The organism is Nonomuraea roseola, assembly GCF_039535395.1.
Classification (GTDB): Bacteria; Actinomycetota; Actinomycetes; order Streptosporangiales; family Streptosporangiaceae; genus Nonomuraea; species Nonomuraea roseola.
In genome coordinates, this window is the sequence record NZ_BAAAXC010000012.1 from 365,540 (window position 1) to 391,078 (window position 25,539).

General features: G+C 70.9%; 26 protein-coding genes. 18 read left to right on the top strand and 8 right to left on the bottom strand.

Annotated features, from left to right (window positions below):
* The first annotated feature begins 47 nt into the window (after window positions 1-47).
* Genes ABFX55_RS13735 through ABFX55_RS13750 form a run of 4 tightly spaced genes read left to right on the top strand, consistent with a single transcriptional unit; the run spans window position 48 to window position 4,639 of the window.
* Window positions 48-1,334: an ABC transporter substrate-binding protein gene (locus tag ABFX55_RS13735; protein ID WP_346121004.1), complete on the top strand. Its 1,287-nt coding sequence runs from the start codon at window positions 48-50 to the stop codon at window positions 1,332-1,334.
* Between the two features lie 2 nt (window positions 1,335-1,336).
* Complete coding sequence (locus ABFX55_RS13740) at window positions 1,337-2,263, top strand: carbohydrate ABC transporter permease (RefSeq protein ID WP_346121006.1); 927 nt, start codon at window positions 1,337-1,339, stop codon at window positions 2,261-2,263.
* A 10-nt stretch (window positions 2,264-2,273) separates the two neighbouring features.
* Window positions 2,274-3,095 (top strand): carbohydrate ABC transporter permease, encoded by an 822-nt coding sequence (locus ABFX55_RS13745; protein ID WP_346121007.1) that lies wholly within the window; start codon window positions 2,274-2,276, stop codon window positions 3,093-3,095.
* The gene (locus ABFX55_RS13750; protein ID WP_346121009.1) at window positions 3,095-4,639 is read left to right on the top strand and encodes an amylo-alpha-1,6-glucosidase; all 1,545 of its coding nucleotides are present in this window, start codon (window positions 3,095-3,097) and stop codon (window positions 4,637-4,639) included. The genes ABFX55_RS13745 and ABFX55_RS13750 overlap by 1 nt, the downstream gene beginning before the upstream one ends.
* 48 nt (window positions 4,640-4,687) lie before the next feature.
* Here ABFX55_RS13750 and ABFX55_RS13755 read toward each other — a convergent pair whose 3' ends face one another.
* Complete coding sequence (locus ABFX55_RS13755) at window positions 4,688-5,533, bottom strand: serine protein kinase RIO (RefSeq protein WP_346121010.1); 846 nt, start codon at window positions 5,531-5,533, stop codon at window positions 4,688-4,690.
* 259 nt (window positions 5,534-5,792) lie between these two features.
* Here ABFX55_RS13755 and ABFX55_RS13760 point away from each other — a divergent pair, with 259 nt between their 5' ends.
* The gene (locus ABFX55_RS13760; RefSeq protein WP_346121012.1) at window positions 5,793-6,353 is read left to right on the top strand and encodes a hypothetical protein; all 561 of its coding nucleotides are present in this window, start codon (window positions 5,793-5,795) and stop codon (window positions 6,351-6,353) included.
* An 8-nt stretch (window positions 6,354-6,361) separates the two neighbouring features.
* Here ABFX55_RS13760 and ABFX55_RS13765 read toward each other — a convergent pair whose 3' ends face one another.
* From ABFX55_RS13765 to ABFX55_RS13785, 5 genes are all read right to left on the bottom strand, one after another.
* Window positions 6,362-6,922 carry a hypothetical protein gene (locus tag ABFX55_RS13765; RefSeq protein ID WP_346121014.1) on the bottom strand — a complete coding sequence of 187 codons (561 nt, stop codon included), beginning with the start codon at window positions 6,920-6,922 and terminating at the stop codon, window positions 6,362-6,364.
* Window positions 6,923-7,139: 217 nt separating this feature from the next.
* Window positions 7,140-7,715, bottom strand: a complete 576-nt coding sequence (locus ABFX55_RS13770; protein WP_346121016.1) for a DUF4126 domain-containing protein — start codon at window positions 7,713-7,715, stop codon at window positions 7,140-7,142.
* A 260-nt stretch (window positions 7,716-7,975) separates the two neighbouring features.
* On the bottom strand, window positions 7,976-9,061 hold the full coding sequence (locus tag ABFX55_RS13775; protein WP_346121018.1) for a nitronate monooxygenase: 1,086 nt from the start codon (window positions 9,059-9,061) through the stop codon (window positions 7,976-7,978).
* A gap of 16 nt (window positions 9,062-9,077) precedes the next feature.
* Complete coding sequence (locus ABFX55_RS13780; RefSeq protein ID WP_346121020.1) at window positions 9,078-9,788, bottom strand: MgtC/SapB family protein; 711 nt, start codon at window positions 9,786-9,788, stop codon at window positions 9,078-9,080.
* A gap of 117 nt (window positions 9,789-9,905) precedes the next feature.
* A complete protein-coding gene (locus ABFX55_RS13785) occupies window positions 9,906-10,562 on the bottom strand; it encodes an acyltransferase (RefSeq protein ID WP_346121022.1) in 657 nt (218 codons plus the stop codon).
* A gap of 110 nt (window positions 10,563-10,672) precedes the next feature.
* Between ABFX55_RS13785 and pyrG the strand changes: the two genes are divergently transcribed.
* The 10 genes from pyrG (at window position 10,673) to ABFX55_RS13835 (ending at window position 21,568) form a co-directional block, all read left to right on the top strand.
* Window positions 10,673-12,337: a CTP synthase gene (gene pyrG / locus ABFX55_RS13790; RefSeq protein WP_183659255.1), complete on the top strand. Its 1,665-nt coding sequence runs from the start codon at window positions 10,673-10,675 to the stop codon at window positions 12,335-12,337.
* Window positions 12,334-12,936: an NUDIX domain-containing protein gene (locus ABFX55_RS13795; protein WP_346121024.1), complete on the top strand. Its 603-nt coding sequence runs from the start codon at window positions 12,334-12,336 to the stop codon at window positions 12,934-12,936. Before pyrG ends, ABFX55_RS13795 begins: the two co-directional genes overlap by 4 nt.
* Before the next feature lie 14 nt (window positions 12,937-12,950).
* Window positions 12,951-13,856, top strand: coding sequence for a site-specific tyrosine recombinase XerD (locus ABFX55_RS13800; RefSeq protein ID WP_183659259.1), 906 nt, complete (start codon window positions 12,951-12,953; stop codon window positions 13,854-13,856).
* A 106-nt stretch (window positions 13,857-13,962) separates the two neighbouring features.
* Complete coding sequence (locus ABFX55_RS13805; RefSeq protein WP_183659261.1) at window positions 13,963-14,904, top strand: ParA family protein; 942 nt, start codon at window positions 13,963-13,965, stop codon at window positions 14,902-14,904.
* Window positions 14,901-15,713, top strand: coding sequence for a segregation and condensation protein A (locus ABFX55_RS13810; protein WP_346121026.1), 813 nt, complete (start codon window positions 14,901-14,903; stop codon window positions 15,711-15,713). Before ABFX55_RS13805 ends, ABFX55_RS13810 begins: the two co-directional genes overlap by 4 nt.
* A gap of 556 nt (window positions 15,714-16,269) precedes the next feature.
* Window positions 16,270-16,827 (top strand): SMC-Scp complex subunit ScpB, encoded by a 558-nt coding sequence (scpB, locus tag ABFX55_RS13815; protein WP_346121982.1) that lies wholly within the window; start codon window positions 16,270-16,272, stop codon window positions 16,825-16,827.
* Window positions 16,824-18,869, top strand: coding sequence for a pseudouridine synthase (locus ABFX55_RS13820; protein ID WP_346121028.1), 2,046 nt, complete (start codon window positions 16,824-16,826; stop codon window positions 18,867-18,869). Before scpB ends, ABFX55_RS13820 begins: the two co-directional genes overlap by 4 nt.
* Before the next feature lie 66 nt (window positions 18,870-18,935).
* Window positions 18,936-19,295 carry a chorismate mutase gene (gene aroH / locus ABFX55_RS13825; protein WP_346121030.1) on the top strand — a complete coding sequence of 120 codons (360 nt, stop codon included), beginning with the start codon at window positions 18,936-18,938 and terminating at the stop codon, window positions 19,293-19,295.
* Window positions 19,292-20,383 (top strand): prephenate dehydrogenase, encoded by a 1,092-nt coding sequence (locus tag ABFX55_RS13830; protein ID WP_346121032.1) that lies wholly within the window; start codon window positions 19,292-19,294, stop codon window positions 20,381-20,383. The genes aroH and ABFX55_RS13830 overlap by 4 nt, the downstream gene beginning before the upstream one ends.
* 42 nt (window positions 20,384-20,425) lie before the next feature.
* Window positions 20,426-21,568, top strand: coding sequence for an NAD(P)/FAD-dependent oxidoreductase (locus ABFX55_RS13835; protein ID WP_346121034.1), 1,143 nt, complete (start codon window positions 20,426-20,428; stop codon window positions 21,566-21,568).
* On the opposite strand, the gene ABFX55_RS13840 is transcribed toward ABFX55_RS13835, so the two are convergent.
* Window positions 21,555-21,749: a DUF2795 domain-containing protein gene (locus ABFX55_RS13840; protein ID WP_346121036.1), complete on the bottom strand. Its 195-nt coding sequence runs from the start codon at window positions 21,747-21,749 to the stop codon at window positions 21,555-21,557. The two genes, ABFX55_RS13835 and ABFX55_RS13840, sit on opposite strands and share 14 nt — an antisense overlap.
* 39 nt (window positions 21,750-21,788) lie before the next feature.
* Window positions 21,789-22,622: a glycosyltransferase family 2 protein gene (locus tag ABFX55_RS13845; protein ID WP_346121038.1), complete on the bottom strand. Its 834-nt coding sequence runs from the start codon at window positions 22,620-22,622 to the stop codon at window positions 21,789-21,791.
* 85 nt (window positions 22,623-22,707) lie between these two features.
* On the opposite strand from ABFX55_RS13845, the gene ABFX55_RS13850 reads away from it, so the two are divergent.
* The 3 genes from ABFX55_RS13850 (at window position 22,708) to cmk (ending at window position 25,497) form a co-directional block, all read left to right on the top strand.
* Window positions 22,708-23,328, top strand: coding sequence for a TetR/AcrR family transcriptional regulator (locus ABFX55_RS13850; protein ID WP_346121040.1), 621 nt, complete (start codon window positions 22,708-22,710; stop codon window positions 23,326-23,328).
* The gene (locus tag ABFX55_RS13855) at window positions 23,325-24,701 is read left to right on the top strand and encodes a carotenoid oxygenase family protein (RefSeq protein WP_346121042.1); all 1,377 of its coding nucleotides are present in this window, start codon (window positions 23,325-23,327) and stop codon (window positions 24,699-24,701) included. Before ABFX55_RS13850 ends, ABFX55_RS13855 begins: the two co-directional genes overlap by 4 nt.
* Before the next feature lie 160 nt (window positions 24,702-24,861).
* Entirely contained in the window at window positions 24,862-25,497 is a 636-nt protein-coding gene (cmk, locus tag ABFX55_RS13860; RefSeq protein ID WP_346121984.1) for a (d)CMP kinase, read from the top strand.
* Window positions 25,498-25,539: the final 42 nt, after the last annotated feature.

The following is a 25,539-nucleotide window of genomic DNA, read 5'->3' on the forward strand; positions in this document are numbered from 1 at the left end:
CCCCACTCGCCTCGACACCCCCCATGAACAAGCCTGAAGGAGCCACCATGAAGCGTGCGCTAGCCATCCTGGGCGTCCTCGCCCTCGCCACCACCGCGTGCAGCGGCAGCGGTGGAGGGAACGTTCCCGGCACGAGCGGCGGCCAAGGCCAGGTCACCGTCCGCTGGTCGACCTGGGGATCGGCCGAGGACCTGAAGCTCTACGAGAAGTTCACCGACGACTTCCACAAGCGGCACCCCGGCATCCGGCTCAAGCTGGAGTCGGTCGCCGACTACGAGGACTACCACCCCAAGCTGCTCGCCCAGCTCACCAGCAAGACGGCGCCCGACGTGTTCTTCGTGGGCGACGACAACATCGGCAAGTTCGTCTCCGCAGGGGTGATCGCCCCGCTCAACGACCAGCTGTCCGGGCCGGAGTCCAAGAGCAAGCCGGAGGACTTCTTCGAGGGCATCTACGGCGGCGCCAAGCTCGACAACAAGATCTACGGCGTCCCCAACGACACCAACCCCGAGGTCCTCTGGTTCGACAAGCAGGCCCTGAAGGACGCAGGGATCACCGAGGACCCCGCCGCCCTCCACGAGGCCAAGCAGTGGACCATGGCGAAGTACCTGGAGATGAACGCCAAGCTCAAGGCGGCGGGCAAGGCCGGCTCGATCTTCTGGAACTGGTACGGCTCCACGTACTCCATGATCAACGGCTTCGGCGGCAAGGTGTGGGACGGCGGCAAGTTCGTCGCCACCACGGACGCCAAGTCCCGCGAGGCGCTGCAGACGCTGGCCAAGGGCTACCAGGACAAGACCTTCCTCAGCGCCGACACGCTGCCCGACAGCAACGGGCCCAGCACCCAGTTCCTCAAGCACAAGGTCGGCTTCTACGCGGGGGGCCGCTGGGTGATCGACTCCCTGAAGAAGGGTGGCGAGCTGGACAACTACGACATCGTGCCGTTCCCCTCGCAGACCGGCGAACCCATGCCCGGCGCCGTCGCCGCCTCCTACCTGTCCATCAACAAGGACACCAAGCTGCCCAAGGAGGCGTTCACGTTCCTCACCGAGTTCGTCGGCAAGGACGGCCAGCTCCTGCGGCTCAAGGGCGGCGGCGCGGTGCCGTCCGTCAAGGGCGCCGAGCAGGTCGTCCTGGAGGACAAGTACCCCGCCCACGCCCAGACCTTCCTCGACGTGCGCGACACCGGCTTCGCCAACTACGCCGAGGAGGTCTCCGTGCCGGGCCTGACCGCCGACATCAACGAGCACCTGCTGAAGGTGTGGACCGGCAAGGTCGGCTTCGACGAGGGCATGACCGGGCTGCAGAAGCTCGTCGAGAGCAAGCTGGGCTAGCCGTGGCCATCCTCACCGAGGCCCGCCCGCGGACGGCCCGCCGGGCCAAGAGCATCAGGAACAGGGACGGCTGGTGGGCCGCGTTCTTCCTCGGGCCACAGCTCACCCTGCTGGCCGTGTTCCTGGTCTTCCCGCTCGGGTTCGCCGTCGTGCTGGCCTTCATGCGGTGGGACGGGCTCGGCCAGAAGGAGTGGGTGGGCCTGGACAACTTCGCCGCCCAGCTCTCCGATCCCGAGTTCGGGCTGGCCGTGTGGAACACGGTCAAGCTCGCGCTGCTGACCGCGCCGTTCGGGCTCGCACTGGCGCTGCTCATCGCGGTCGCGCTGAACAGCGTCAAGGGCAGCGGCTTCTACCGCGTGCTGTACTTCATGCCGGTGGTCACCAGCTCGGTCGCCGTCGCGCTGATGTGGCAGATCATCCTGGCCGGCGACGACAACGGCGTGCTCAACGCTTCGCTGGCGCGCTGGTTCGGCATCACAGGGCCCGACTGGCTGGGCGATCCCGACTGGGTGATCGTCGCCATCGCCATCGTGACGATCTGGTCGTCCCTCGGGCTCAACGTGGTGATCTTCCTGGCCGGGCTGCAGACCATTCCGCCGCAGATCGTCGAGGCCGCCAGGATGGACGGCGCGGGCAGCCTGCGCATCTTCCGCTCGGTCACGCTGCCGCTGCTCTCGCCCACGATCTTCTTCTCGACCGTGGTCGCGGTGATCAGCTCGTTCCAGGCGTTCGACCAGATCTACGTGCTGGTCAACCCGAAGTACAACGAGGGCGCGCGCACGATCGTCTACCAGGTCTACGACCTCGGCTTCCTGGACTTCCAGTTCGGCATGAGCAGCGCCGCCGCGCTGATCCTGCTGGTCCTGACGCTGCTGGTGACCCTCGTCCAGTTCGCCGCGCAGAAGCGCCTCGTCCACTACGACACGTGAGGGGGCCCGGATGCGACCCAGGCAGGTAGCCCTGCACGCCGCGCTCACCATCGGCGGGCTGGCGATGCTGTTCCCGTTCGTCTGGATGCTGCTCACGTCGCTCAAGAGCGTGCGGCAGATGCTGAACAACCCGCTCGACTGGCTGCCCGACCCGTGGCGCTGGGAGAACTATCCCGACGCGCTCGCGGCGATGCCGTTCGGCACCGCCTACTGGAACAGCTTCTACATCGCCGCGATCAACGTCGCTCTCACCCTGCTGACCTCGGCCATGGCCGCCTACGCCTTCGCCAGGATCAGGTTCAGGGGCTCGGAAGTGCTGTTCGTGGTGTTCCTGGCCACCCAGATGGTGCCCGCGCAGGTGACGATCGTGCCGCTCTACCTGATGCTGGCGCAGATCGGGTGGATCGACTCGCACCTGTCGCTGATCGTGCCGTCCATCGCGAACCCGTTCGCGGTGTTCCTGCTCCGCCAGTTCATCAGGGCGGTGCCGGTGGAGCTGGAGGAGGCGGCCAGGATCGACGGCGCCGGCCGCTGGAGGTGCTTCTGGAACGTCGTGCTGCCGAACATCCGCCCCGGCCTGGGCGCGCTCGGCATCATCGCCTTCCTCGCCTCGTGGAACTCGTTCCTCTTCCCGCTGATCTTCCTGAACTCGCCTGAGCTGGCCACCGTGCCGCTGCTGCTGAGCCAGTTCTCCGGGGGGCGCACGGCGGTCGACTACGGGCTCATCCTGGCGGGCTCCGCGATCGCGGTGGTGCCCATGCTGATCGCCTTCCTGATCGGCCAGAGAAAGATCATCAATTCGATGGCGGCTTCGGGACTGGGTGGGCGCTGATGCTGGATCTGAGAGAACGCCCGTTCACCGACCGGGGCTCCCGGCTGCTGGTGATGGCGGCCGACGACGGCTCGCTCTGGATCGCCGGAGCCCAGTACGAGACCCCGCTGCGCGACACGACCGTCCTGACGGGACTGCGGGTCCTCGCGGGAGACAGGGAGCTGCCGGTACGGCAGGCGCTGCCCGACCGGGTGGACTTCGAGGGCGGCGTGGCGATGGCCTTCGCGGGTCCCGACACGATCGTGCTGACCGGCAGGGACGCGCGGGCGGTGTGGGACGGCGGAGAGGCAGACATCGACGGCTGTCTCACGCTGGTCGGCCCCCCTGCCGGCGACGGCGCGGCGGTGCTCGCGGCGGCCGCCACGCGCTGGCGTGACTGGTTCGCCGCCATGCCGTCCGTGCCCGAGGTGCTGCGCGAGCGCGCGGAGCAGGCGTGGTGGACGCTCGCGGTGAACCTGGTGCCGATCCGGGGAAGGGAGTCGCTGATCCCCTCCAAGTTCGGCTACGTCGGCCTGTGGAACTGGGACTCCTACTTCCACGCCGTCGCCCTCAGGCACGCCGACCCGGCGCTGGCCAGGGAGCAGATCCGCATCCTGCTCGACAACCAGAGGCCTGACGGCCTGATCCCCGACGTGGTGCACGACCACGGGGTGCTCACCGAGACCACGGACCTGCCCCGCTCGGACCTGGCCCGCCTGGCCCAGCACGTGGGAGGGGAGCCCCTCCGGGAGGTGGTGCCGGTCACCAAGCCGCCGCTCACCGCCTGGGCCGTGTGGAAGATCCACGAGGTGGATCCCGACCTGGACTTTCTGGCCGAGGTCTACGAGCCGCTGGCTCGCTCGCAGGAATGGTGGTTCGCCCACTCCGACCCCGACGGCGACGGCCTGGCCGAATACCTCCACCCGTACTCGTCCGGCCTGGACGACAGCCCCATCTGGGATCACGGGCCGCGCGCCGAGCCTCCCGACCTCAACGCCTACCTGGCGTTGCAGTACGACCGGCTCGGCGACATCGCCGCCGCGCTCGGCCGCGACCCCTCCGGGTGGCGGGCCAAGGCCCAGGCGCTCGTCGACCTCATGGTGGCGCGCCGATGGAGCGGCACCCGCTTCGTCACCAGGGTCGCGGGGCGGGAGGCGGCCGTCCGCACCCCGCTGGACCTCATGCCGCTCGTGACCGGGCGGCTCCCCGCCGCGATCGCCACCCGGCTCGTCGAGGACCTGCGCTCGCCGAGCTTCTGGGGGGAGCGTCCGGTGCCCACCGTGGCGTTCGACGACCCCAGATTCGAGCCCGATGCCATGTGGCGCGGCCCGGTCTGGCTGAACGTCAACTATCTGCTGATCGACGGCCTGCGCCGGTCCGGCCACCAGGAGACGGCTCGTGAGCTGCGGGAACGCACGCTGGCGATGGTCCGCGACGGCGGCGGTCTCTACGAGTACTGGAACCCGCTGACGGGCGGCAGGGCGGGCAGGGCCACCAGCGGGTTCGGCTGGTCGGCCGCGCTCTTCCTGGACCTGGCCCAGGAGGAGCCTGCCGGGCAGGCGTAGTGACCGCCGTCCGGGGCGCGATCCCGAGTGGGACGCGCCCCGGAGAGGTCAGGCGAGGCCGGCTTCGGCGCGGAGGAGGGCGGAAAGGCGCTCGCCCGAGACGGGCAGCCCCTTGTGCGCGAACCACCTGGCCACGTTGCGGGCGTCACGGTCGAGGAAGTCGGGGCCCGTCGGGTGGGCGATGACGTCGACGATCTGGGGCAGGTCGATGATCACCAGCCGCCCGTCGTCGACCAGCAGGTTGTACGGCGACAGGTCGCCGTGCGCGAGACCCTCCCCGGCCAGGATGACCATGGCCTCGACCAGCTGCTCCCAGAGGTCGTCCAGCCCCTCGTCCACGGTCGCCAGGCGCGGGGCCGCGTAGCCGTCGGGGGTGCCGACGAACTCCTGGAGGATCTCCGTGCCGAGGATCTGCACCGGGTAGGGCACCGGCAGCCCCAGCTCCCACAGGCGCACGAGCGCGGAGAACTCCGCCTGCGCCCACTGTCCTGCGATGACCTGCTTGCCGAACGCGGTGCGCGAGGACATCGCCCTGCCGGCGCGCGAGTCGCGCATGCGGCGGCCCTCCAGGTAGCCGGAGTCGCGATGGAAGAGCCGGTGGTCGCTGGAGCGGTAGCGCTTGGCGGCCAGCAGGCAGACCCTGTCGGTGTCGGGCACGCCGCGCGAGATGAGGTGGACGTCGGCTTCCTTGCCGGTCTTGAGGATGCCGAGCTCGGTGTCGACGGCGGCCAGTTCGGTGACCAGCCAGCCGGGACGCGGCTCGGGGCCGCGCTCGGTCGGGGTGCTGAGGTCCCAGGTGGACCAGCGGTCACCCGAGGGAGGGCCGTCGAGGTCGACGGGGTTGCTGTCGAGCCAGTCGAGGTCGTCGGCGTCGAGGCGGTGCTTCTTCGGCACGGTGGTGATCTCCTGATGAGAATGCCCACCGGCGCGGCGATCAGGTCAGCGGCTGACCGGTGGGAGAGCAAACAGACGCGGAAAACGGCACGCGAACACTCGTCGTCACGGTCACCCCTCCCTTCGTCCGGCGCCTCGACGCTCCGGCCGAGGACTCCCACGTGTCGAAGCCGCTGCCGAGGCGCGGCCACACCTCGACGAGTATGCAGGGCCGAAAACCGGCGGCGCAACGCAATATCGGCCGCCTACGATCACGGGCATGGAACGGTGCGTGGAGTGCGGGCGCTGGCCGTACGGCGGGGCGCCCGGCTGCCGCCGCTGCCTGGCGCTGGTGGATCGCATCATCGAGGACGGCTACCAGGCGTTCCTGAAGGAACTGGGCCTGGAGGACGACGTCGCCGTCGCCGAGATGATCGTCGAGGAGATCAAGGGCTACGACTGGCGGGTGGTCGACGGCGCCTTCGAGCGCCTGACCTGCGGGGCATGCGGCAGCAGGCGGGGCAGGGGTCCGAAGGACTGCCCGCCGTGCGAGCTCGACGAGGGCTTTCGCTACGCCGCCCGCGAGATCGACAGGCCGGGCGTGATGCCCCGCAACGAGCACGCGATCAGGGTCGGCGCGGCCGTGCTGCGCAACGGGCACAGGCACTCGCCGCAGGCACTGCTGAGCTGGCAGATCGGCTTCCCGCTGGTCCTGAGCGGCTACCTGCCCTCGACGCCGGAGGCGCAGGCCGTACGGGCCCGCATCAACAAGGGCGCCACCTACGAGGACCTGGCCGCCGTCCACGTGCCCGACCTGACCGGCTGGCCCACCACTCCCTGACGGGCGGCTCAGGACGGGTCGCGGCGCTCCTGCATGGTCTTGCGGTAGAGCTCGTCGATCTCGTCGAGCGGGTCGACGGTCCTTCGCCTGGACTCGATCTCCAGCTCGGTGCGGGCGTGCAGCTCCTCGATGCCGGTGGAGGCGTGGTGCACCTGGCTGTCGAGCAGGTCGGCCCTGATCCTGGCGCACATGGCGGTCAGCTTGGCCTGGTGCTCGCGCAGCCGGTCGAGCGTGACGTGGTCGACATAGGGGGAGACGCGGCGCTGCTGGGCGTACATGCCGAGCTGGGTGTCGTGCACGTCTGCCTGCTGGGACAGCTCTCTCATCAGCTGCGGCAGGTCTCCGAGGCCCCAGCCCTGCTGCAGGGCGGCGTCGACGTGCTGCCTGGTCATGGAGACCTCGCGGCGCAGGTCGAGACGCAGCCGCTCCACCTCGGCCGCGTCGCCGGTGCCCATGGCGTTGACGTGGGTGGCCAGGCGCGCGGTGGCCTGTCGCGCCGACTGACTGGCCCTCTTGCCCACCTTGACCAGGGCGTAGACGGCCACCCCCGCCAGGGCGAGGAAGATCACGACGACCGCGAGCAGGATCAGAAGGAAAGTGCTGATCGGAGGGACCTCCAGTCCGGCCTTTATCTCAGAGGATAGTTGATTCGACGTGCCTGGAGGCGGCCGGTCCGGAGACGACGTGCGGGCGCAGGGGCGGGGGCCACAGGGCGCCCGCACGCGTCTGGCCGAACGCTAGCGCCTTCACGCTCTCCCGGGAGTCATCCGCCGGAAGGATCCGCCCTCACTCCCTCGACGGAGTGCGGACCTTTCTGATCGCCCACCAGGCGAAGACGGCCAGCGCGGCCAGCAGGACCAGCACCAGGACCGGCAGGAAGATCGCGACAAGGCTGACGCCGAGCGAGCCCGCGTCCTCCACGGTGCTGACCACGGGGGCGCCGAGGCCGCCGGTGGTGGCGTTCACGACCGGCCTGGCCGTGGACTTCAGCACGTGGACGGCCAGCGCGGTCACGATCCCGATGAGCCACCCCGCCCACGGGTTCTCCGTCATCCAGGTGGAGCTGTCGATCTCGGCGGCGGCCGCGGTGGCGCTGAAGACCACGCCGCCTGACGCCGGCCGTACGGCGGTCTGGATGGCGTCGTTGACGCTGTCGACGACGGGCACCTTGTCCAGCACGAACTCTGCCAGCAGGAGCACCGCGATGATCGCGAGCACGCCCCAGTTGGACAGCCACCCGTAGCCGTCGGGCAGCTTCACCGCGTCGCTCAGGTTGGCCAGCACCCCGACCACCAGGAGCGGAATGTAGGCGTTCAACCCGGCGGCGGTGCTCAGTCCGAGGCCGGTCAGTGCAGCGAGCATCCCTTGTCCCATCCTGTACGGCAGGCCCCCCACAGCCCACCGCGGTCACCGGGTGACCCTCCGTCCATCACGCTACGCGGGCGCGACTTCGGCCCCCGCCGTGACGTCGCCCCCCGCCTCCTTCGACCGTAGCTCCGAATCCGTCCGCGCGGCCTGTCCCGTCGATCACCTGGTCGGGATTTCGTCGTCCCTCGGACCCCGCCGCTCGGTCGGGGTCCTCGGGGGAGGCGGCGCGCGGGGGCCTGTCACCCAGGGCGAACTCACCCGGTGAGGCGCGAGAGCCGCTCGATCGCGTCGCCGAACTCCTCGATCATCTCGTAGACCACCTGGCGGGCCGGCTTCACCTGGTCGAGCTGGCCCACCACCTGCCCGACGAAGTAGTTCGCCAGCTCCACCGCGCCTGGCTCGCCCCGCTCCGCCGCCTGCACCACGCGGGCCATCGCCGACTCCGCGAGCACCATCTGCAGCGGCATCCCGAGCGGGCCAGGGCTGTCCTCGCCTGAGTCCCACGCGGCGGTCCAGGCAGAGGCGAGCTGCCTGGCCGGCTTGCCCGTCCGCGAGCGTGAGCGGACCGTGTCGAGCGACGAGGCGGCCAGCATCTTCCTCTTGACCGACTGCGGCGTCTCGGCCTCCTCGGTCGTCAGCCACACCGACCCGCACCACACGCCCTCGGCGCCCAGCGCCATGGCCGCGGCCATCTGCCGTCCCGACGCGATGCCGCCCGCGGCCAGCACGGGCACGGGCGCGACGGCGTCGACGACCTGCGGCACCAGCACCATCGTGGCGATCTCGCCGGTGTGGCCTCCGGCCTCCGTGCCCTGCGCCACGACGATGTCGGCACCGGCCTCCACCTGTCTGCGCGCGTGCTCCACCGTGCCCACCAGCGCCGCGACGGGCACGCCCGCCTCGCGGGCCATGGAGACCATCTGCGGAGGCGGCGGGCCGAGCGCGCTGGCGATCAGGCCGACCGGGTGCCTGAGCGCCACCTCGATGAGCTCGGTCGCGCCCCTGGCGCTGACCCTGTCGCCGAACCCGGCAGGCGAGGCGGCGAACGGCACGCCGTACCGCTGGAGGAGGCCGGTGGTGAAGGACAGGTGCGACTCGGGCACGGTCGCCCTCGGGCCCTCGGTCCTGCCGGGGACCAGCACGTCCACCCCGTACGGCCTGCCGCCCACCTGGGCGTCGATCCAGCTCAGCTCGGTGTCGAGCTGCTCGGCCGAGTAGGCGACGGCGCCGAGCACGCCGAAGCCGCCCGCGTTGGTGACCGCGGCGACCACGTCGCGGCAGTGGCTGAAGGCGAACAGAGGGAACTCGACGCCCAGACGCTCACAGATCGCACTCCGCATGGGCTGACGCTAACCCCTAGGAGTCGTCCTCGTCATCGTCCTGCTCGACGGTCCACGACACCGAGGTGATCGCGGGTTCGAGGCTCAGCCGGCTGGTGGCGCCCTCGAACAGGTTCTCGTCACGGCGCAGGCTGTCGACGATCGCGTGCATCTCGACCTGTCCGCGCAGGTCGGAGTCATGGCTGTGGAGGCTGCGCAGGCGCAGTTCGGGGCGGGTGAGTGCGTTGACGATCAGCTTCCTGACATGGGCCTGGTCGTCGTCCCAGCACCTGACCTCGAAGCGGTAGCGGGTGCGCCGCCGGGCCCTTCGCCGGTCGAGGAAGCGGCCGATGGGCCGCATCGCGGTGTTCGCGCCGACGATAAGGAGGGTGCCCGCGACGGACAGGAAGTACATGCCCGCACCGGCCAGGGATCCCACGGCGGCGGCGCACCACAGGGTGGCGGCGGTGTTGAGCCCCCTGATGTTGAAGCCCTCGCGCAGGATCACGCCCGCGCCGAGGAAGCCGATGCCCGAGACGATCTGCGCGGCCACCCTGGTCGGATCTGCGGTGCCGGGGTCGCCGACGAAGCCGTAGGCGCTCAGCAGCACGAACAGCGCGGACCCCACGGCGACGAGCAGGTTGGTGCGCAGGCCCGCCATCCGGGCCCGCCACTGCCGCTCCATGCCGATCACCGCGCCCAGCACGGCCGCGGTGACCAGCCGCAGCAGGAGATCGACGTCGGCCATACCGGAGGGGTTCCCCCAGCCGGGGGTGTGAGGCGTTCCGATGCCGATCCATGGCCGGGTGATTTACAGCATTTGTCCAGACTGCTGGTGATACGCGTACCTCAGGCCCCAGGGCCCTCAGCCGGTGGCCTGACGGTCGAAGGGGGTGACGCCCGGCGCGTGCCAGCCCAGGTCGGCGGAGTAGCTGCGGACCACCTTGGCGGGCACCCCCGCGATGACGCTGTGGTCGGGGAACTCGCCGCGCACCACCGCGCCGCCCGCCACCACGCACTGCCTGCCGATCCTGGTGCCGGGCAGGATGATCGCCCCGGCGCCCAGCCAGGACCCGTCGCCGATCGAGACCGGATTGTTGCGCGGCCACTGCCTGCCGATCGGCATGTCAGGGTCGTCGTAGACGTGGTTCTGGTCGGTGATGTACACGTAGGGGCCGGTGAAGACGTGGTCGCCGATGTCGATCGACTGATGGGCGACGATGTGGCTGCCCCTGCCGATCGAGCAGCTTCCCCCGATGCGCAGAATCGAGTTCGGCCCCAGGTCGACGCCCGGTCCCATGCCGCACGACAGCGAGACGCGCTCGCCGATCAGGGTGTGCCCGCCGATCTCGATCCAGCGCTCTCCGAAGATCGCGCCGACGGGGAAGGCGATGCTGACACCCTCGCCCATGTGGCGGAAGCGGTAGCCGGCCTGACTGGCAGGGGTGAGCGCGCCCGCTCTCCTGACCGCGTCGTAAAGGCGGTGAACCAGGGCGCCGACCGCCCGCCGTACTAGTGACATAGGGCCCAAAGTTACTCTGTGGACCTGCCGTTCGGGCATGTCGAGGGCGTTGTTTGATATCCTGAGAGCCCGTGGACGTCAACGCCACACCTCGAGCCACGGGAGACTTCTTGCGCAGCGCATCGCAAACCAAGCATCTGTTCGTCACCGGCGGTGTCGCCTCCAGTCTCGGCAAGGGGCTCACGGCGTCCAGCCTGGGTCGCCTGCTGAAGGCCCGCGGTCTGCGGGTCACCATGCAGAAGCTCGACCCCTACCTCAACGTCGACCCCGGAACGATGAACCCGTTCCAGCACGGTGAGGTCTTCGTCACAGACGACGGCTCCGAGACCGACCTCGACGTCGGCCACTACGAGCGCTTCCTCGACACCGACCTGCACGGCTCGGCCAACGTCACGACGGGCCAGGTCTACTCCAACGTCATCGCCAAGGAGCGGCGCGGGGAGTACCTCGGCGACACCGTCCAGGTGATCCCGCACATCACCAACGAGATCAAGGAGCGCATCCGCGGCATGGCCGGTCCCGACGTGGACGTGGTCATCACCGAGGTGGGCGGCACGGTCGGCGACATCGAGTCGCTGCCCTTCCTCGAGTCGGTGCGCCAGATCAGGCACGAGGTCGGCCGCGACAACGTCTTCTTCCTGCACGTGTCGCTGCTGCCGTACATCGGGCCGAGCGGTGAGCTGAAGACCAAGCCGACCCAGCACAGCGTGGCCGCCCTGCGCAGCATCGGCATCCAGCCCGACGCGATCGTGCTGCGCTCCGACCGTCCTGTCCACACCTCGATCAAGCGCAAGATCAGCCTGATGTGCGACGTCGACGAGGACGCCGTGGTCAGCGCCGTCGACGCGGCCTCCATCTACGACATCCCCAAGGTGCTCCACACCGAGGGCCTCGACGCCTACGTCGTCCGCCGCCTCGGCCTGCCCTTCCGCGACGTCGACTGGAAGGAGTGGGAGCAGCTCCTGCGCAGGGTCCACCGTCCGGCCAAGGAGGTCACGGTCGCGCTGGTCGGCAAGTACATCGACCTGCCCGACGCCTACCTCAGCGTCACCGAGGCGCTGCGCGCGGGCGGCTTCGCCAACGACGCCCGCGTCAACATCCGCTGGGTCAAGTCCGACGACTGCGAGAGCGAGGAGGGCGCGGCCCGCGAGCTCGACGGCGTCGACGGCGTGCTGATCCCCGGCGGGTTCGGCGTGCGCGGCATCGAGGGCAAGATCGGCGCGATCCGCCACGCCCGCGAGAACAAGATCCCGCTGCTCGGCATCTGCCTCGGCATGCAGGGCATGGTCATCGAGGCCGCCCGCAACCTGGCGGGCATCGCCGACGCCAACAGCGCGGAGTTCGACCCCGACAGCAAGCACCCGGTGATCTCGACCATGGCCGACCAGGAGGACGTCGTCTCCGGCGAGCGCGACATGGGCGGCACCATGCGCCTCGGCCTCTACACCGCCAAGCTCGGCGAGGGCACGCTGGCCCGCCAGCTCTACGGCGGCAAGGCCAAGGCCGACGAGCGCCACCGCCACAGGTACGAGGTCAACAACGCCTACCGCGAGCAGTTGGAGAAGGTCGGCCTGGTCTTCTCGGGCCTTTCGCCCGACGGCCGCCTGGTGGAGTACACCGAGCTGCCCGCCGAGACGCACCCGTTCTTCATCGGCACCCAGGCCCACCCCGAGTTCCGCTCCCGCCCGACCCGCTCGCACCCGCTGTTCAAGGGCCTCATCGGCGCCTCGCTGGTCTACGCCGACGGCCGCTCGCCCAAGGCGGCCAAGAAGTGAGGATCGAGGACCTGCCCGAGGAGTGGCCGGTCGTCGACTCCAAGGAGCACTTCAAGGGGTACGTGATCGGCGTGCGCACCGACACCGTGCGCATGCCGCTCGACGAGGTCGCCGACCGCGACTACGTCGTCCACCCCGGCTCCGTGGCGGTCCTCGCGCTCGACGAGGACGACCGCGTGCTGCTGATCAGGCAGTACCGCCACCCGACGCGGCACCTGCTGTGGGAGCTTCCCGCCGGGATCCGCGACGTCGAGGGCGAGCCGCTGGCCGCCACCGCCGCCCGCGAGCTGGCCGAGGAGGCGGGCTACCACGCCGGCACCTGGCACACCCTCGTCGACCTCTACACCTCCCCTGGCATGTCGGACGAGCGCATCCGCGTCTTCCTGGCCCGTGACCTGTCGAAGGTCGAGATCGACTTCGACCGGCGCCACGAGGAGTTCGACATGCCGGTGGAGTGGGTGCCCCTGGCCGACGCCGTGGAGAGGGCGCTCATGGGAATGATCCACAATTCCCCGACCGTGGCCGGTATCCTCGCCGCGTATGCGGCTTCGGTCGAGGGATTCGCCCTGTTGCGGCCCGCCGACGCCCCGGAGGCGTGACAGGAGGACTCTTCGTGGAGGCAGTGCTCTCCAGCTACCTCGCCCATCTGGCGGTGGAGCGAGGCCTGGCTGCCAACACGCTGGCCTCCTACCGCAGAGACCTGCGCCGCTACGTCGAGCACCTGAGGACGCGCGGCAGGGTCACCTTCGGTGAGGTGGGCGAGGCCGACGTCCTCGCCTTCCTCACCGTGCTGCGCGAAGGCGACGGCGACCACCCCGCCCTGGTCGCCAGCTCGGCGGCCCGCGCGGTCTCGGCGGTCAGGGGGCTGCACAGGTTCGCCCTGCGCGAGGGCGTCGCCGCCCACGACCCCGCCCACGAGGTCCGCCCTCCGCGCCAGCTGCGCCGCCTTCCGAAGGCCATCGGCGTCGCCGAGGTCGAGCGGCTCATCGCCGCCTCGGGTCCCGACGGCGCGCCGCTGACCCTCCGCAACAGGGCCCTGCTCGAGCTGCTGTACGGCACGGGCGCGCGCATCTCCGAAGCCGTCGGCCTGGCCCTCGACGACCTCGAACAGGAGCAGGTACGGCTGCGCGGCAAGGGCGGGCGCACCAGGGTCGTGCCCGTCGGCCGCTTCGCCAGGCAGGCGCTCGACGCCTACCTCGTGCGGGCCAGGCCGTCCCTGCTGGCACACGGCCGCGGCACCCCCGCCGTCTTCCTCAACGCCAGAGGTGGCCGCCTCACCCGGCAGGGGGCGTGGGAGGTGCTCCAGGCCGCCGCCGAGAGGGCAGGGCTCGAGGGGATCTCTCCGCACGTCTTGCGGCATTCGTTCGCAACTCACCTCCTTGACGGCGGTGCGGACGTTAGGGTGGTCCAGGAACTCCTCGGCCACGCCTCGGTGACGACCACCCAGGTCTACACCTTGGTGACGGTTGACAAGCTCCGCGAGGTCTACGCCGCGGCGCACCCTCGCGCTCGACAGTGATCTATAGTCTTTGCGTCACGCGGCGTGCCGTCTTGCCGCCTAAGTGCTGACGCCATAGTGTCCGTCCGGACGGTCCGGTTCGGGACCGTCAGGGAGGTTCGAGCTGGTGACTGTGACCGCCAACGGTTCGACTCCGGGGACCCCCGAGAATCCCTGGGGTGACACGAAGACCAACACGCCCGCCACGGGCGTGAATCTGGGCCCCACCAGGCGACCGCGCCCGGTGTTCCCTGAGCCGCTGCCGCGCGAGACGCACGGCCCGGCCAGGGTGGTCGCCATGGTCAACCAGAAGGGCGGGGTCGGCAAGACGACCACCACCATCAACCTGGGCGCCGCGCTCGTCGAGTGCGGGCTGAAGGTCCTGCTCGTCGACTTCGACCCGCAGGGCGCGCTGTCGGTGGGCCTGGGCATCAACCCGCTCCAGCTCGACCTGACGGTCTACAACCTGCTGATGGACCGCAGCGTCACCGCCGAGGACGTCCTGCTCGAGACCGGCGTCGAGGGCCTCGACCTGCTGCCGAGCAACATCGACCTGTCCGCGGCCGAGGTCCAGCTCGTCACCGAGGTGGCCCGCGAGCAGGTGCTCGGGCGCGTGCTCAAGCCGCTGCTGCCCTACTACGACGTGTGCCTGATCGACTGCCAGCCCTCGCTGGGCCTGCTCACGATCAACGCGCTCACCTGCGCCCACGGCGTCATGGTGCCGCTGGAGTGCGAGTTCTTCGCGCTGCGCGGCGTCGCGCTGCTCATGGACACCATCACCAAGGTGCAGGAGCGGCTCAACGACGAGCTCGAGATCGAGGGCCTGCTGGCCACCATGTACGACGCCCGCACCCTGCACGGCCGCGAGGTGCTTGCCCGCGTCGTGGAGGCCTTCGGCGACAAGGTGTTCCACACGGTCATCAACAGGACCGTGCGCTTCCCCGACGCGACCGTCGCGGGCGAGCCCATCACCACCTTCGACCCCTCCTCCCTCGGCGCGAACGCCTACAGGGAGCTGGCCCGCGAGGTGCTCTCGCGCTGGCCGCAGCCTGCCACAATGGCCAGGTGACTTCCACCGAGCAGCAGGGCTTCCAGGTTCATCTGGACGTCTTCGAGGGACCTTTCGACCTGCTGCTCGGCCTGATCTCCAAGCACAAGCTCGACATCACCGAGGTCTCCCTCTCCCAGGTCACCGACGAGTTCATCGCCTACATCAAGTCGCGTGGGCCCGAGTGGGACCTCGACCAGACCAGCCACTTCCTGCTCGTCGCCGCCACGCTGCTCGACCTGAAGGCGGCCAGGCTGCTGCCCACGGGCGAGGTCGAGGACGAAGAGGACCTCGCGCTGCTGGAGGCGCGTGACCTGCTGTTCGCCAGGCTGCTGCAGTACCGGGCCTACAAGGAGGTCGCCAAGGTCTTCTCCGGGCTGATGGCGGAGGAGGCTCTGAGGTTCCCCAGGTCGGTGCCCATGGAGGCGCAGTTCGCCAACCTGCTGCCCGAACTGGTCCTCGGCATCGGCCCCGACCAGCTGGCGCGCATCGCGGCCAAGGCGTTCACCCCCAAGCTGCCGCCGACCGTCAGCGTCGGGCACATCTACCAACCTCTGGCCAGCGTCAGAGAGCAAGCCGCTATCCTTGTCCAGCGGTTGCGGCGCATGCGAAGGGCCACCTTCAGGACCCTGGTCGCCGACTGCGAGGGCACCTTCGAGGTGATCGCCCGCTTTCTGGCCGTACTCGAGCTGTTCAGGGAGTCGGCCGTCACCTTCGAGCAGGTCGAACCGCTGGGCGATCTGCACGTGACCTGGACCGGCGCCGACGACGGAGACGTGTCGGTGGGCGACGACTACGAAGAGAGCGCGGAGAAGGCTGCAGATGAGTGAGTTCCCGGCTCCCAGGGACCCGTCGCCGTCGGAGCATCTGGCGGGGGACGGGGGTGGCGCGGGAGACAACGTCCCCGCCTGGGCCCGCCTGCCAGGCTCGGCCATCTTCGGCACCCCGCCCCCACCCGCGGAGAACGGCGACCCCTCACCCTCGGCGGACGGTGACCATCCCCCGTCGGCGGGCGGTGACCCCTCACCTTCGACGGACGACCAGTCGCAGGAAGATCTCCCCTCCGAGACCACGGCCTCCGAGGCGACCCTGGACCTGGAAGCCGAGCCCCCTGAGACCGCGGCCTTCGACGGCCCCACGACCCCCCAACCGGCGACCACCGACACTGACTCCGCAGGTGGCTCGGGTCGTGCGGTGGTGGCTTCCGACGGGCGGGGGTCCGCCGCCTTCGAGGCTCCCTCGGCGGGTAGCCCTCGCTCCGGCGACGGTCAGGGGGAGGGGGCTGCCGTTCTGGGGGACTTCTCCTGGGACGGGAGGGGGGCTGCCGCCGGCCGTCCAGAGGAGAGCCCGGGGTTCGACGACACCGAGGAGCCCTCCGATGACGGGGTGCGGCCCGAGCGAGGGCCCGAGCTGCGGGCGGCGCTGGAGGCGATCCTGATCGTCGTGGACGAACCCGTGGCCGCCATGACGCTGGCCCAGGTGCTCGAACATCCCACACACGAGATCGAGACGGCGCTCCGCGCACTCGCGGCGGAATACTCCGACGCCGGACGGGGTTTCGATCTGAGAGAGGTGGCAGGCGGCTGGCGGTTCTACACGCGCGCCGACTGCGCCCAGCTGGTCGAGCGGTTCGTCCGCGACGGCCAGCAGGCACGGCTGACCCAGGCCGCGCTGGAGACCCTCGCGGTCGTGGCCTACCGGCAACCGGTGAGCCGCGCCAGAGTCGCCGCCGTGCGCGGCGTCAACAGCGACGGCGTCATGCGGACGCTGGTCGCCAGGGGGCTGGTCGAAGAGGCCGGCTCCGACCCGGAGAGCCAGGCAGTGCTCTACCGGACAAGCTCCTACTTCTTGGAGCGGTTGGGCCTGAAGAGCATCGACGAGCTACCTGAGCTCGCGCCCTTCCTGCCCGACGACGTGGAAAACCTTGAGGAGACAACGAAGTGATCAACAGGCGCAGCACCCCGTCCGGTGATGGACGCGGTCGTGGACGCACCGGCGGCTCTCGGGGTGGAAACCCCAGGGGCGGCGCGAGCGGGCGTCCCGCCTTCCGCTCCGATGACAGGCGCGACTCCCGTCGCGACGACAACCGCGGCGGACCCCGTCGCGACGACTTCGGCGGCACACCCCGCCGTGACGACACCGGCGGGGCCCCCCGCCGTGACGACTTCGGCGGGTCTTCCCGCCGTGACGACTTCGGCGGCGGCGCGCGCAGGGAGGGGTCCGGCGGCGGTGCTCGCAGGGACGACTTCCGTGGTGGCGCCCGCCGCGACGACAGCAGGGGCGACTTCGGCCCCGGCCGTGACTCCCTGCGCGCCGACCGCAGCGGCTCGCGCGCCAGGTACGGCAAGCCCGCGGGCCCCGGTCGCGACGACCGTGGCGGCCAGGGCGGCGGCTTCCGCGGTGACCGTGGCGGCCAGGGTGGTTTCCGCGGCGGCGCCGAGCGCGGTGGCACCGGCGGCGGCTTCCGTGACGACCGCGGCGGCCAGGGCGGTTTCCAGCGCGGGGCCGGCCAGGGCGGCGGCTTCCGCGACGACCGTGGATCAGGTCAGGGCGGCTACCGCGGCGGCCAGGGTGAGCGCGGCGGCCAGGGCGGTTTCCGTGGTGGACAGGGTGAGCGCGGCGGCTACGGCAGGAGCGGTGACGAGCGCGGCGGCTACCGAGGCGCGAGTGACCGCCCAGGCGGCGGCCGTGGAGCCGGCGAGCGCGGCGGCGACCGCGGCGGGTTCAGGGAGCGGCGCGACTTCGGTGGCGCGCGCCAGGACCGCGGCGGTTACGGCGACAGCCGCGGCTTCCGCGACGACCGCGCGACCTCCGGCGACGACCGTGGCGGCTTCCGCGACGACCGCGGGGGCTACCGCGGCGCCCAGAGCGGACGCGACGACCGTGGCGGCTACCGCGGCGGTCAGCCCCAGCGCGACGACCGCGGCGCCCCGGCCTACCGTGACGACCGCGGTGGTCAGGGATCCCGTGACGACCGCGGTGGTCAGGCGCGGCGTGACGACAGGGGCGGGCTGAAGGCCGACAGGGGCGGCAGGCGCGACGACGGCTCCAGGGCCCGCTACGGCAGGCGCGAGGAGCCGCAGACGATCGGCCGTCCCGCGCCCAAGCGGAGCGAGCCCGCCGGCCGTACCGGCAGGGTGCAGACGATCGGCAGTGGCGCGAAGGGCAAGAAGGACGTCTTCAAGACCTCCCGCCAGCCCATGCGCGACCGCGACTTCTTCCCCGACGGCTACACCGACGAGCGCGACACCACCGAGGTGCCCGGCGGCGTGCGGCTGCAGAAGGTGCTCGCCCAGGCGGGCGTGGCCAGCAGGCGCGCGTGCGAGGAGATGATCGGCGCCGGTCGCGTCACCGTGAACGGCCAGGTCGTCAGGAGGTTCGGCGCGAAGGTCGACCCTGCGGCGCAGGTCATCCACGTGGACGGCAAGCGCATCCCGACCGCTCCCGACCTGGTCTACTACGCGCTGAACAAGCCCATCGGCGTCGTCTCGACGATGGAGGACCCGCAGGGTCGTCCGTGCCTGGCCGACTTCACGCAGGAGCTGGCGCCCCGCCTGTTCCACGTGGGCAGGCTCGACACCGAGACCGAGGGCCTGCTGCTGCTCACCAACGACGGCGAGCTGGCCAACAGGCTGACGCACCCGAGCTACGGCGTGCAGAAGAAGTACTGGGCGAAGGTGCCCGGCCCGATCCCGCGTGACCTGGCCCGCAGGCTCAGGAAGGGCATCGAGCTCGAGGACGGCCTGGCCAAGGCCGACCACTTCGAGATCGTGCAGGAGCACGGGCAGCAGGCGCTGGTGGAGATCGTGCTGCACGAGGGCCGCAACCACATCGTCAGGCGCATGCTGGAAGAGGCGGGTCACCGCGTGATCGACCTGGCCAGGATCGAGTTCGGTCCGGTCAAGCTCGGCCGTACGAAGCCGGGAACGATCAGGGCGTTGAGCCTCAAGGAGGTCGGCGACCTCTACGCGGCGGTCAAGCTGTAATCTGGCCGGACGGAGGAGCCCGCGCACACCGTGCGCGGGCTCCGAACCATATGAAGGGGATGTGACATGGTGCGGGCGATACGCGGGGCGATCCAGGTCGAGGCCAACGACCGCGACGCCATCATCAGTGGGACCACCGAGCTGGTGGCGGCGGTCATGGAGCGCAACCAGCTGACCACCGACGATGTGATCAGCGTGCTGTTCACCGCGACGCCCGACCTGACGGCGGAGTTCCCCGCCCTCGCCGCGCGCAAGCTCGGCTTCCACGAGGTGCCGTTGATCTGCTGCACCGAGATCGGCGTGCCGGGCGCGCTGCCCCGTGTGGTGCGGCTGATGGCGCACGTGGAGATTGACCGTCCGCGCGCCGAGATCCAGCACGTCTACCTGCGCGGCGCGACCGTGCTACGCCAGGACATCGCGCAGTGAACACCGATCCGGTGAAGCTCGACACCGTTCTCGTTCTCGGCACCGGCCTGGTCGGCACGTCGATCGGGCTGGCGCTGCGCCAGCGCGGCGTGACCGTGCTGCTGGCCGACCGCGATCTGGGCGCCGTACGGCTGGCCAGGGAGATGGGCGCGGGCCAGGAGTGGCGCCTTGGCGACCCCGTCGACCTCGCGGTCGTCGCGGTTCCCCCCGACCACGTGGCCAGCGAGCTGCGCGGTCTGCAGCAGCTCGGCGCTGCCCGCTTCTACACCGACGTGGCCAGCGTCAAGGCCAGGCCGATCGCCGCGGCCGCCGCGCTCGGCTGCGACCTGAGCACCTACGTCGCCTCCCACCCCATGGCGGGCAGGGAGAAGGCGGGCCCGGGCGCCGCCAGGGGCGATCTGTTCCTCGGCAGGCCGTGGGCGCTGTGCCCGACGGACGAAGCCTCCGCCGAGGCGAGGGAGGCGGTGCTGCGGCTGATCGAGCTGTGCGGCGGCAACGCGGTGGAGGTGGCGGCAGAAGACCACGACAGGGCCGTCGCCGTCGTTTCCCACGCCCCGCACGTGGCCGCCTCCGCGGTGGCCGCGCGCCTGGCCGACGCCTCCGACGTGGCGCTGGGCCTGGCCGGGCAGGGTGTGCGCGACGTGACGAGGATCGCGGGCGGCGACCCCGGCCTCTGGCTCGGCATCCTGTCGGGCAACGCCGCTCCCGTGGCCGAGGTACTGGAAGCCGTTTCGCGCGACCTGTCCGAGGCCGCCACGGCGCTGCGCGCGCTGGCGCAGGGCGACGCGAGCGCGGGCCCCGAGGTCACCCAGCTGCTCAAACGCGGTGTCGCGGGGCACGGCAGGATTCCAGGCAAGCACGGGGGTCCGGCCGCGGCCTACGCCGTCGTGCAGGTCGTCATCGGCGACCGTCCTGGCCAGCTGGCGAGGCTCTTCCAGATCTGCGACGAGGTCGGGGTCAACGTCGAGGACGTGCGCCTCGAACACGCCCCCGGCCTGCCGCTCGGCCTGGCGGAGCTGTCGGTGCAGCCCGACGCCGTGGCCGTGCTCAACCAGGCCCTGCGCGACCGCGGATGGCAACTGCCCTAGAAGCGATGTCACAACGCGCGCCGCTCGATACGTCTGGATGGCATGACGAACATCGTGGTTCTAGGGGCCGGTTACACCGGCATGGCGGCGGCGATCAGGGCGGCGCGGAAGTCTCGCCGCCACGGCGGCAGGGTGACGCTGGTCAACGCCTCGCCGAGGTTCACCGAGCGGCTGCGGCTGCACCAGACGGCGGCGGGTCAGCGGCTCGCCGACCACTCCATCGAGGGCGTGCTCGCCGGGTCAGGCATCGCCTTCGTCCAGGGCTGGGTCGAGAGCATCGATCCTCAGGCCCATGAGGTACGGCTCGGCGGCGGCCGCGTGCTCGCCTACGACAAGCTCGTCTACGCGCTGGGCACCGGCACCGACGTGTCGGTGCCGGGCGTCGGCGAGCACGCCTTCCGCTACGACGACCACGCGGGCGCCGTGGCGCTGGCCGAGCGCCTGCGCTCCACGCGGCAGGGCACGGTCGTGGTCGCAGGAGGCGGCCTGACCGGCGTCGAGTCGGCGACCGAGCTGGCCGAGGCGTACCCGCGGCTGCGCGTGGTGCTGCTCAGCAGGGGGCGTCCCTGCTCGATGATGGGGCCGAGGGCCCGCGCCCACGCCGAGCGCGCCATGCGCCGCCTCGGCGTCGAGGTCCGCCAGGACACCCAGGTGGTGAAGGTGCTGCCCGACGCCGTCGAGCTGGAAGGCGGTGAGCTGATCGACTCGGTCGCGACCCTCTGGACGGCGGGGACCCGCGGACTCGCGTTGGCCCGCGAGGCGGGCTTCACCGTCGACGCCCGCGACAGGATCGTCGTGGACGCCGCGCTGCGCTCGGTCTCCCACCCCGACGTCTACGCGGTCGGCGACGCCGCCGCGGTGAGCCAGCCCTTCGGCGTGATGCACGGCACCTGCCAGGGCGGCATCCCGACAGGCCTGCACGCGGGCGGCGCGCTCGCCGACGAGTTGCGCGGCAGGACGCCCAAGCCGTTCAGGTTCGGCTACTTCCACCAGCCCGTGAGCCTGGGCCGCAAGGACGCGGTCATCCAGTTCGTCAGGGCTGACGACACCCCCAGGAAGGGCTGGCTCAGGGGCCGCTGGGCCATCATGTACAAGGAGACGGTCAGCGGCAGCCCGATCCACTCCTTCAAGCTGCTCAAGCGGGGGCTCATGCCCGCCGCCGCGCTCAAGCTCAGCTCCGGCTGACCGCCTGGGTGACCGCGTTGGGTCCGTCGTACTCGCGGTCGGGAATGGACTGCAGCGCCTTGATCATCTCCTGGTCGGCCCCCTGTTCCTTGGCCGTCCTGACCAGGTCGTCCCTGCTGGCGGGGTAGTCCACGCCGGACAGGTGCTTCTGCAGTTCGATCGGATTCGGTGAGTTGCTCATGACCTCTCGCCTACCCGGAGCCGCGCGGCGGCTGAACACCTATGACGTGCGTTCCAGCAGCTCACGGGCGTTCTCGACGGCTCGGGGCAGGGTGCGGCGGCGTGCGAGGGCCCGCGGCAGCCGAGGGACGGCGTCGCGCAGGCCCTGCCGTCCTGGACTACCGCTTCTCGCGGTCCGCAGGACCGTGCGCGTGACCACCGGCCACGGACGGCGCAGCACCGCGGTGAGCACCGCGTTACGCGCCGCCAGGGCCAGCCGGGCGCGGGGGTCGCGGGCGGGAGAGGGGTGGTGGTGGGCGACGACCTCCTCGACATAGGCCAGCTCCCAGCCGCGCGCGGCCAGGTCCACGGCCAGGCGCTCCTCCTCGCCGAAGAAGAAGATCACGTCGTCGAAGCCGCCCGCCTCGAGGAACGCCGACCTGCGCACCACCGCGCCGCAGGCCAGGAAGCCCAGGACGCCGGGTCCCGCCGAGCCTGGCAGCGGCGAGCGGGCCATCAGGGTGCTGACGGGGTCGGTGCGCTCCTCCGGCCCGACCAGTACCTTTCCCGCCAGTACGGCGAGGCGGGGATGGGCGTCCATCACGTCGGCGGCCCTGTCGAGCGCGCCCTTCGCCCACCAGGAGTCGTCGTCGGCGAAGGCCACGTACGGCGTCCGCGCCAGCTTCACCCCGACGTTGCGGGCGGGCGCGCCCAGATTGCGGCCCGCCTCGACGACCCGCACGTGCGGGAAGCGGCGGCGCACGAGATCAGGGGTGCCGTCAGTGGAGCCGTTGTCGACCAGGACGACGGGGCCGGCGTGCAGAGGCAGCGTCCGCTCCAGCGTCTCGCGCCTGTTCCTGGTGGCGACCACGATCGTCGTCCTCGCTTCTTCCATTCGCGGTCCTTACCCCTTGACCTGGGCGCGAGAACGGCGTAGACATGCGGTAACAGCGTTACCCCATAGAAACGGTGTTACCTCGATGACGGCTTACCAGCGGGCGCAAGAGGCGGGACAGGGGGCCGTGCGGGCCGCCATCCTCGACGCGGCCACCCACCTGCTCGTCACCGAGGGGGCGAGCGCGCTGACGGTGCGGGGCATCTCGGCCGCCGTCGGCTGCTCGACCAAGGTGATCTACACCCTGTTCGGCGGCAAGGACGGCCTGGTGCAGGCGCTCTGGCTGGAGGGCTTCGCCAGGTTCGAACGCAGGCTCCTGGCCGCGAGCGACGACCCCGACCCCCTGGTCAGGCTGATGGAGTGCGGCACCGCCTACCGCGCCTACGCGCTGGCCGAACCCGACTACTACCGCGTGATGTTCGAGGGCGCCCTGCAGGGGTTCGTGCCGAGCAGCGAGGCCATGGAGTGCTCGCGCAGGACCTTCGACATCCTCACCGCCCATGTCGCCGCCTGCCTCGAAGCGGGACGGCTGCGCGGCGGCACCGCCAAGGAGATCGCCGACCTGCTGTGGATGGCCTCGCACGGCGCCACCAGCCTCGAACTGTCGGGCCATCTCACAGGGGAGCAGGCCGAGCAGCGCCACAGGCTGCTCTGCCGCTCCCTCATCCGCGCCTTCCAGACCTCCGACGAGAGGACACCCCCATGACCACGCCCTACCGCGACGGCTTCGCCCCGGTCACCGAGGAGATCACCGCCTTCGACCTGCCCGTCACGGGGCGGATCCCCGCCGAGCTGAACGGCCGCTACCTGCGCAACGGCCCCAACCCCTTCGACCTCGACGACCCGAACGCCGCCCACCTGTTCCTCGGCGAGGGCATGGTCCACGGCGTACGGCTGCGCGACGGCAGAGCCGAGTGGTACCGCAACAGGTGGGTCCGCAACGCCGCGACGGCCCGCAGGCTGGGCGAGGAGCCGAGGAAGGGCGCCGTCCACGCCGACTTCGACTTCGCCGCCAACACGCACGTCATCGGCCACGCGGGCAGGACATTCGCCACGGTGGAGGCGGGGGCCAGGCCGTACGAGCTGACCTACGAGCTCGACACGGTGGGCCCGTGCGACTTCGGCGGCACGCTGCCCGGGGGGTACGCCGCCCACACCAAGCTCGACCCGCACACCGGCGAGCTGCACGCCGTCGCCTACTACTTCGGCTGGGACCACCACCAGCACGTCGTGCTCGACCCGCAGGGCAGGGTCAGCAGGACCACCGACATCCCGATCGCCGACGCCCCCATGGTGCACGACTTCGCGCTGACCCAGCGCTACGTGGTGATCTACGACCTGCCCGTCACCTTCAGCATGGACCACGCGGCCAAGGGGGCGCCGCTGCCGTACAGCTGGAACGACGAGCACCCCGCGCGCATCGGGCTGCTGCCAAGGGACGGCGGGCAGGCGCGCTGGCTGGAGGTGGAGCCGTGCTGGATCTTCCACACGCTCAACGCCTACGACGACGGCGACCAGGTGGTGATCGACGCCGTGCGCTACCCCAAGCGGTTCGTCGACGCCCGGCTCGACCTGGGTGGCCAGCCGACGCTCGACAGGTTCACCCTCGACACCGTCTCGGGCAAGGTCAGCGAGACCAGGCTCGACGACAGGGCGCAGGAGTTCCCGAGGGCCGACGAGCGGCTCACCTCGCTGCCCCACCGCTACGGCTACGCCGCGGCCTCCCACGACTACGTCGACGTCGCCTACCCCGGCGACACCGGCATCGAGGACCTGCCCGACGAGGCGTTCGGCAACGCGCTCATCAAGCACGACCTGCCGCGCGGAGCCCAGGAGACCCGGACGTTCGGCAGGGGCTCGGCGGTGGGCGAGCCGGTGTTCGTTCCCGCGGAGGGCAGCGCGGCCGAGGACGACGGGTACGTGATGGCCTTCGTCAACGACCCGCGCAGGGGAGCGACCGACCTGGTGATCCTCTCCGCCCAGGACTTCAGGGGCGAGCCCGTCGCCACCGTCCACCTGCCCGCGAGGGTGCCGCTCGGCTTCCACGGCAGCTGGATCGCCGACCTCGAGGGGCAGTGAGAGACGCCCACGGAGCTCCCCGACCGGCTCACGCCGGAGACGCACGTCCGGCCGAGGGCAGGCCGGGCCGGGCGTCCAATCCCGTGGCCACAAGGCGGTAGCCTCTTGAGGTTGGGAAAACGTGAAAAGGGAGAAGGCCGTGAGCGGTCTGGTCGTCGCCATGGACGGTCCTTCGGGGTCGGGTAAGTCGAGCGCGTCGCGCGGGGTGGCCCGTGCGCTCGGTCTGCGCTACCTGGACACAGGGGCGATGTACCGCGCGATCACCTGGTGGATGCTCCAGCGGGGCGTCGACCTGTCCGACCAGGCGGCGATCGCCTCACGTGCGGGTGAGCCCGCGCTCGACTCGGGCACCGACCCCGACGCGCCCACCATCCACGTCGACGGCGTCGACGCGGCGGGCCCGATCAGGAGCCAGGAGGTGACCGCCGCGGTCTCGCTGGTGGCCGCCGTGCCCGAGGTGCGGGCCAGGCTCGTGGCGCTCCAGCGCGAGATCATCGGCTCGGGCGACATCGTGGTCGAAGGCCGCGACATCGGCACCGTGGTCGCCCCCGGCGCGACGCTCAAGGTCTATCTGACCGCGAGCGCCGAGGCCAGGGCCACCCGCCGTACGGCGGAGCTGAACGGCACCACGGTGGAGGCACAGCAGGCCGCGATGGCCAGGCGTGACACCCTTGACTCCACACGCAAGACCGACCCTCTCTCGATGGCGGATGGCGCCGTCGAGCTCGACACCACCGCGCTGAACCTCGAGGAGGTCATCGCGGAGGTGCTGAGGTTGATCAAGGAGCGCGCCTGACGATCAGGTGCGGTACTCAAAGGAACGAAGAGAACAGTGACT

Excerpts from the sequence above, each read along its gene's own strand:
- ABFX55_RS13735 (WP_346121004.1), top strand. The coding sequence starts at position 48 with ATGAAGCGTGCGCTAGCCATCCTGGGCGTCCTCGCCCTCGCCACCACC.
- ABFX55_RS13745 (WP_346121007.1), top strand. The coding sequence starts at position 2,274 with ATGCGACCCAGGCAGGTAGCCCTGCACGCCGCGCTCACCATCGGCGGG.
- ABFX55_RS13750 (WP_346121009.1), top strand. The coding sequence starts at position 3,095 with ATGCTGGATCTGAGAGAACGCCCGTTCACCGACCGGGGCTCCCGGCTG.
- ABFX55_RS13760 (WP_346121012.1), top strand. The coding sequence starts at position 5,793 with ATGGAACGGTGCGTGGAGTGCGGGCGCTGGCCGTACGGCGGGGCGCCC.
- ABFX55_RS13770 (WP_346121016.1), bottom strand. The coding sequence starts at position 7,715 with ATGCTCGCTGCACTGACCGGCCTCGGACTGAGCACCGCCGCCGGGTTG.
- ABFX55_RS13775 (WP_346121018.1), bottom strand. The coding sequence starts at position 9,061 with ATGCGGAGTGCGATCTGTGAGCGTCTGGGCGTCGAGTTCCCTCTGTTC.
- ABFX55_RS13780 (WP_346121020.1), bottom strand. The coding sequence starts at position 9,788 with ATGGCCGACGTCGATCTCCTGCTGCGGCTGGTCACCGCGGCCGTGCTG.
- ABFX55_RS13785 (WP_346121022.1), bottom strand. The coding sequence starts at position 10,562 with ATGTCACTAGTACGGCGGGCGGTCGGCGCCCTGGTTCACCGCCTTTAC.
- aroH (WP_346121030.1), top strand. The coding sequence starts at position 18,936 with ATGGTGCGGGCGATACGCGGGGCGATCCAGGTCGAGGCCAACGACCGC.
- ABFX55_RS13835 (WP_346121034.1), top strand. The coding sequence starts at position 20,426 with ATGACGAACATCGTGGTTCTAGGGGCCGGTTACACCGGCATGGCGGCG.
- ABFX55_RS13840 (WP_346121036.1), bottom strand. The coding sequence starts at position 21,749 with ATGAGCAACTCACCGAATCCGATCGAACTGCAGAAGCACCTGTCCGGC.
- ABFX55_RS13845 (WP_346121038.1), bottom strand. The coding sequence starts at position 22,622 with ATGGAAGAAGCGAGGACGACGATCGTGGTCGCCACCAGGAACAGGCGC.
- ABFX55_RS13850 (WP_346121040.1), top strand. The coding sequence starts at position 22,708 with ATGACGGCTTACCAGCGGGCGCAAGAGGCGGGACAGGGGGCCGTGCGG.
- ABFX55_RS13855 (WP_346121042.1), top strand. The coding sequence starts at position 23,325 with ATGACCACGCCCTACCGCGACGGCTTCGCCCCGGTCACCGAGGAGATC.
- cmk (WP_346121984.1), top strand. The coding sequence starts at position 24,862 with ATGGACGGTCCTTCGGGGTCGGGTAAGTCGAGCGCGTCGCGCGGGGTG.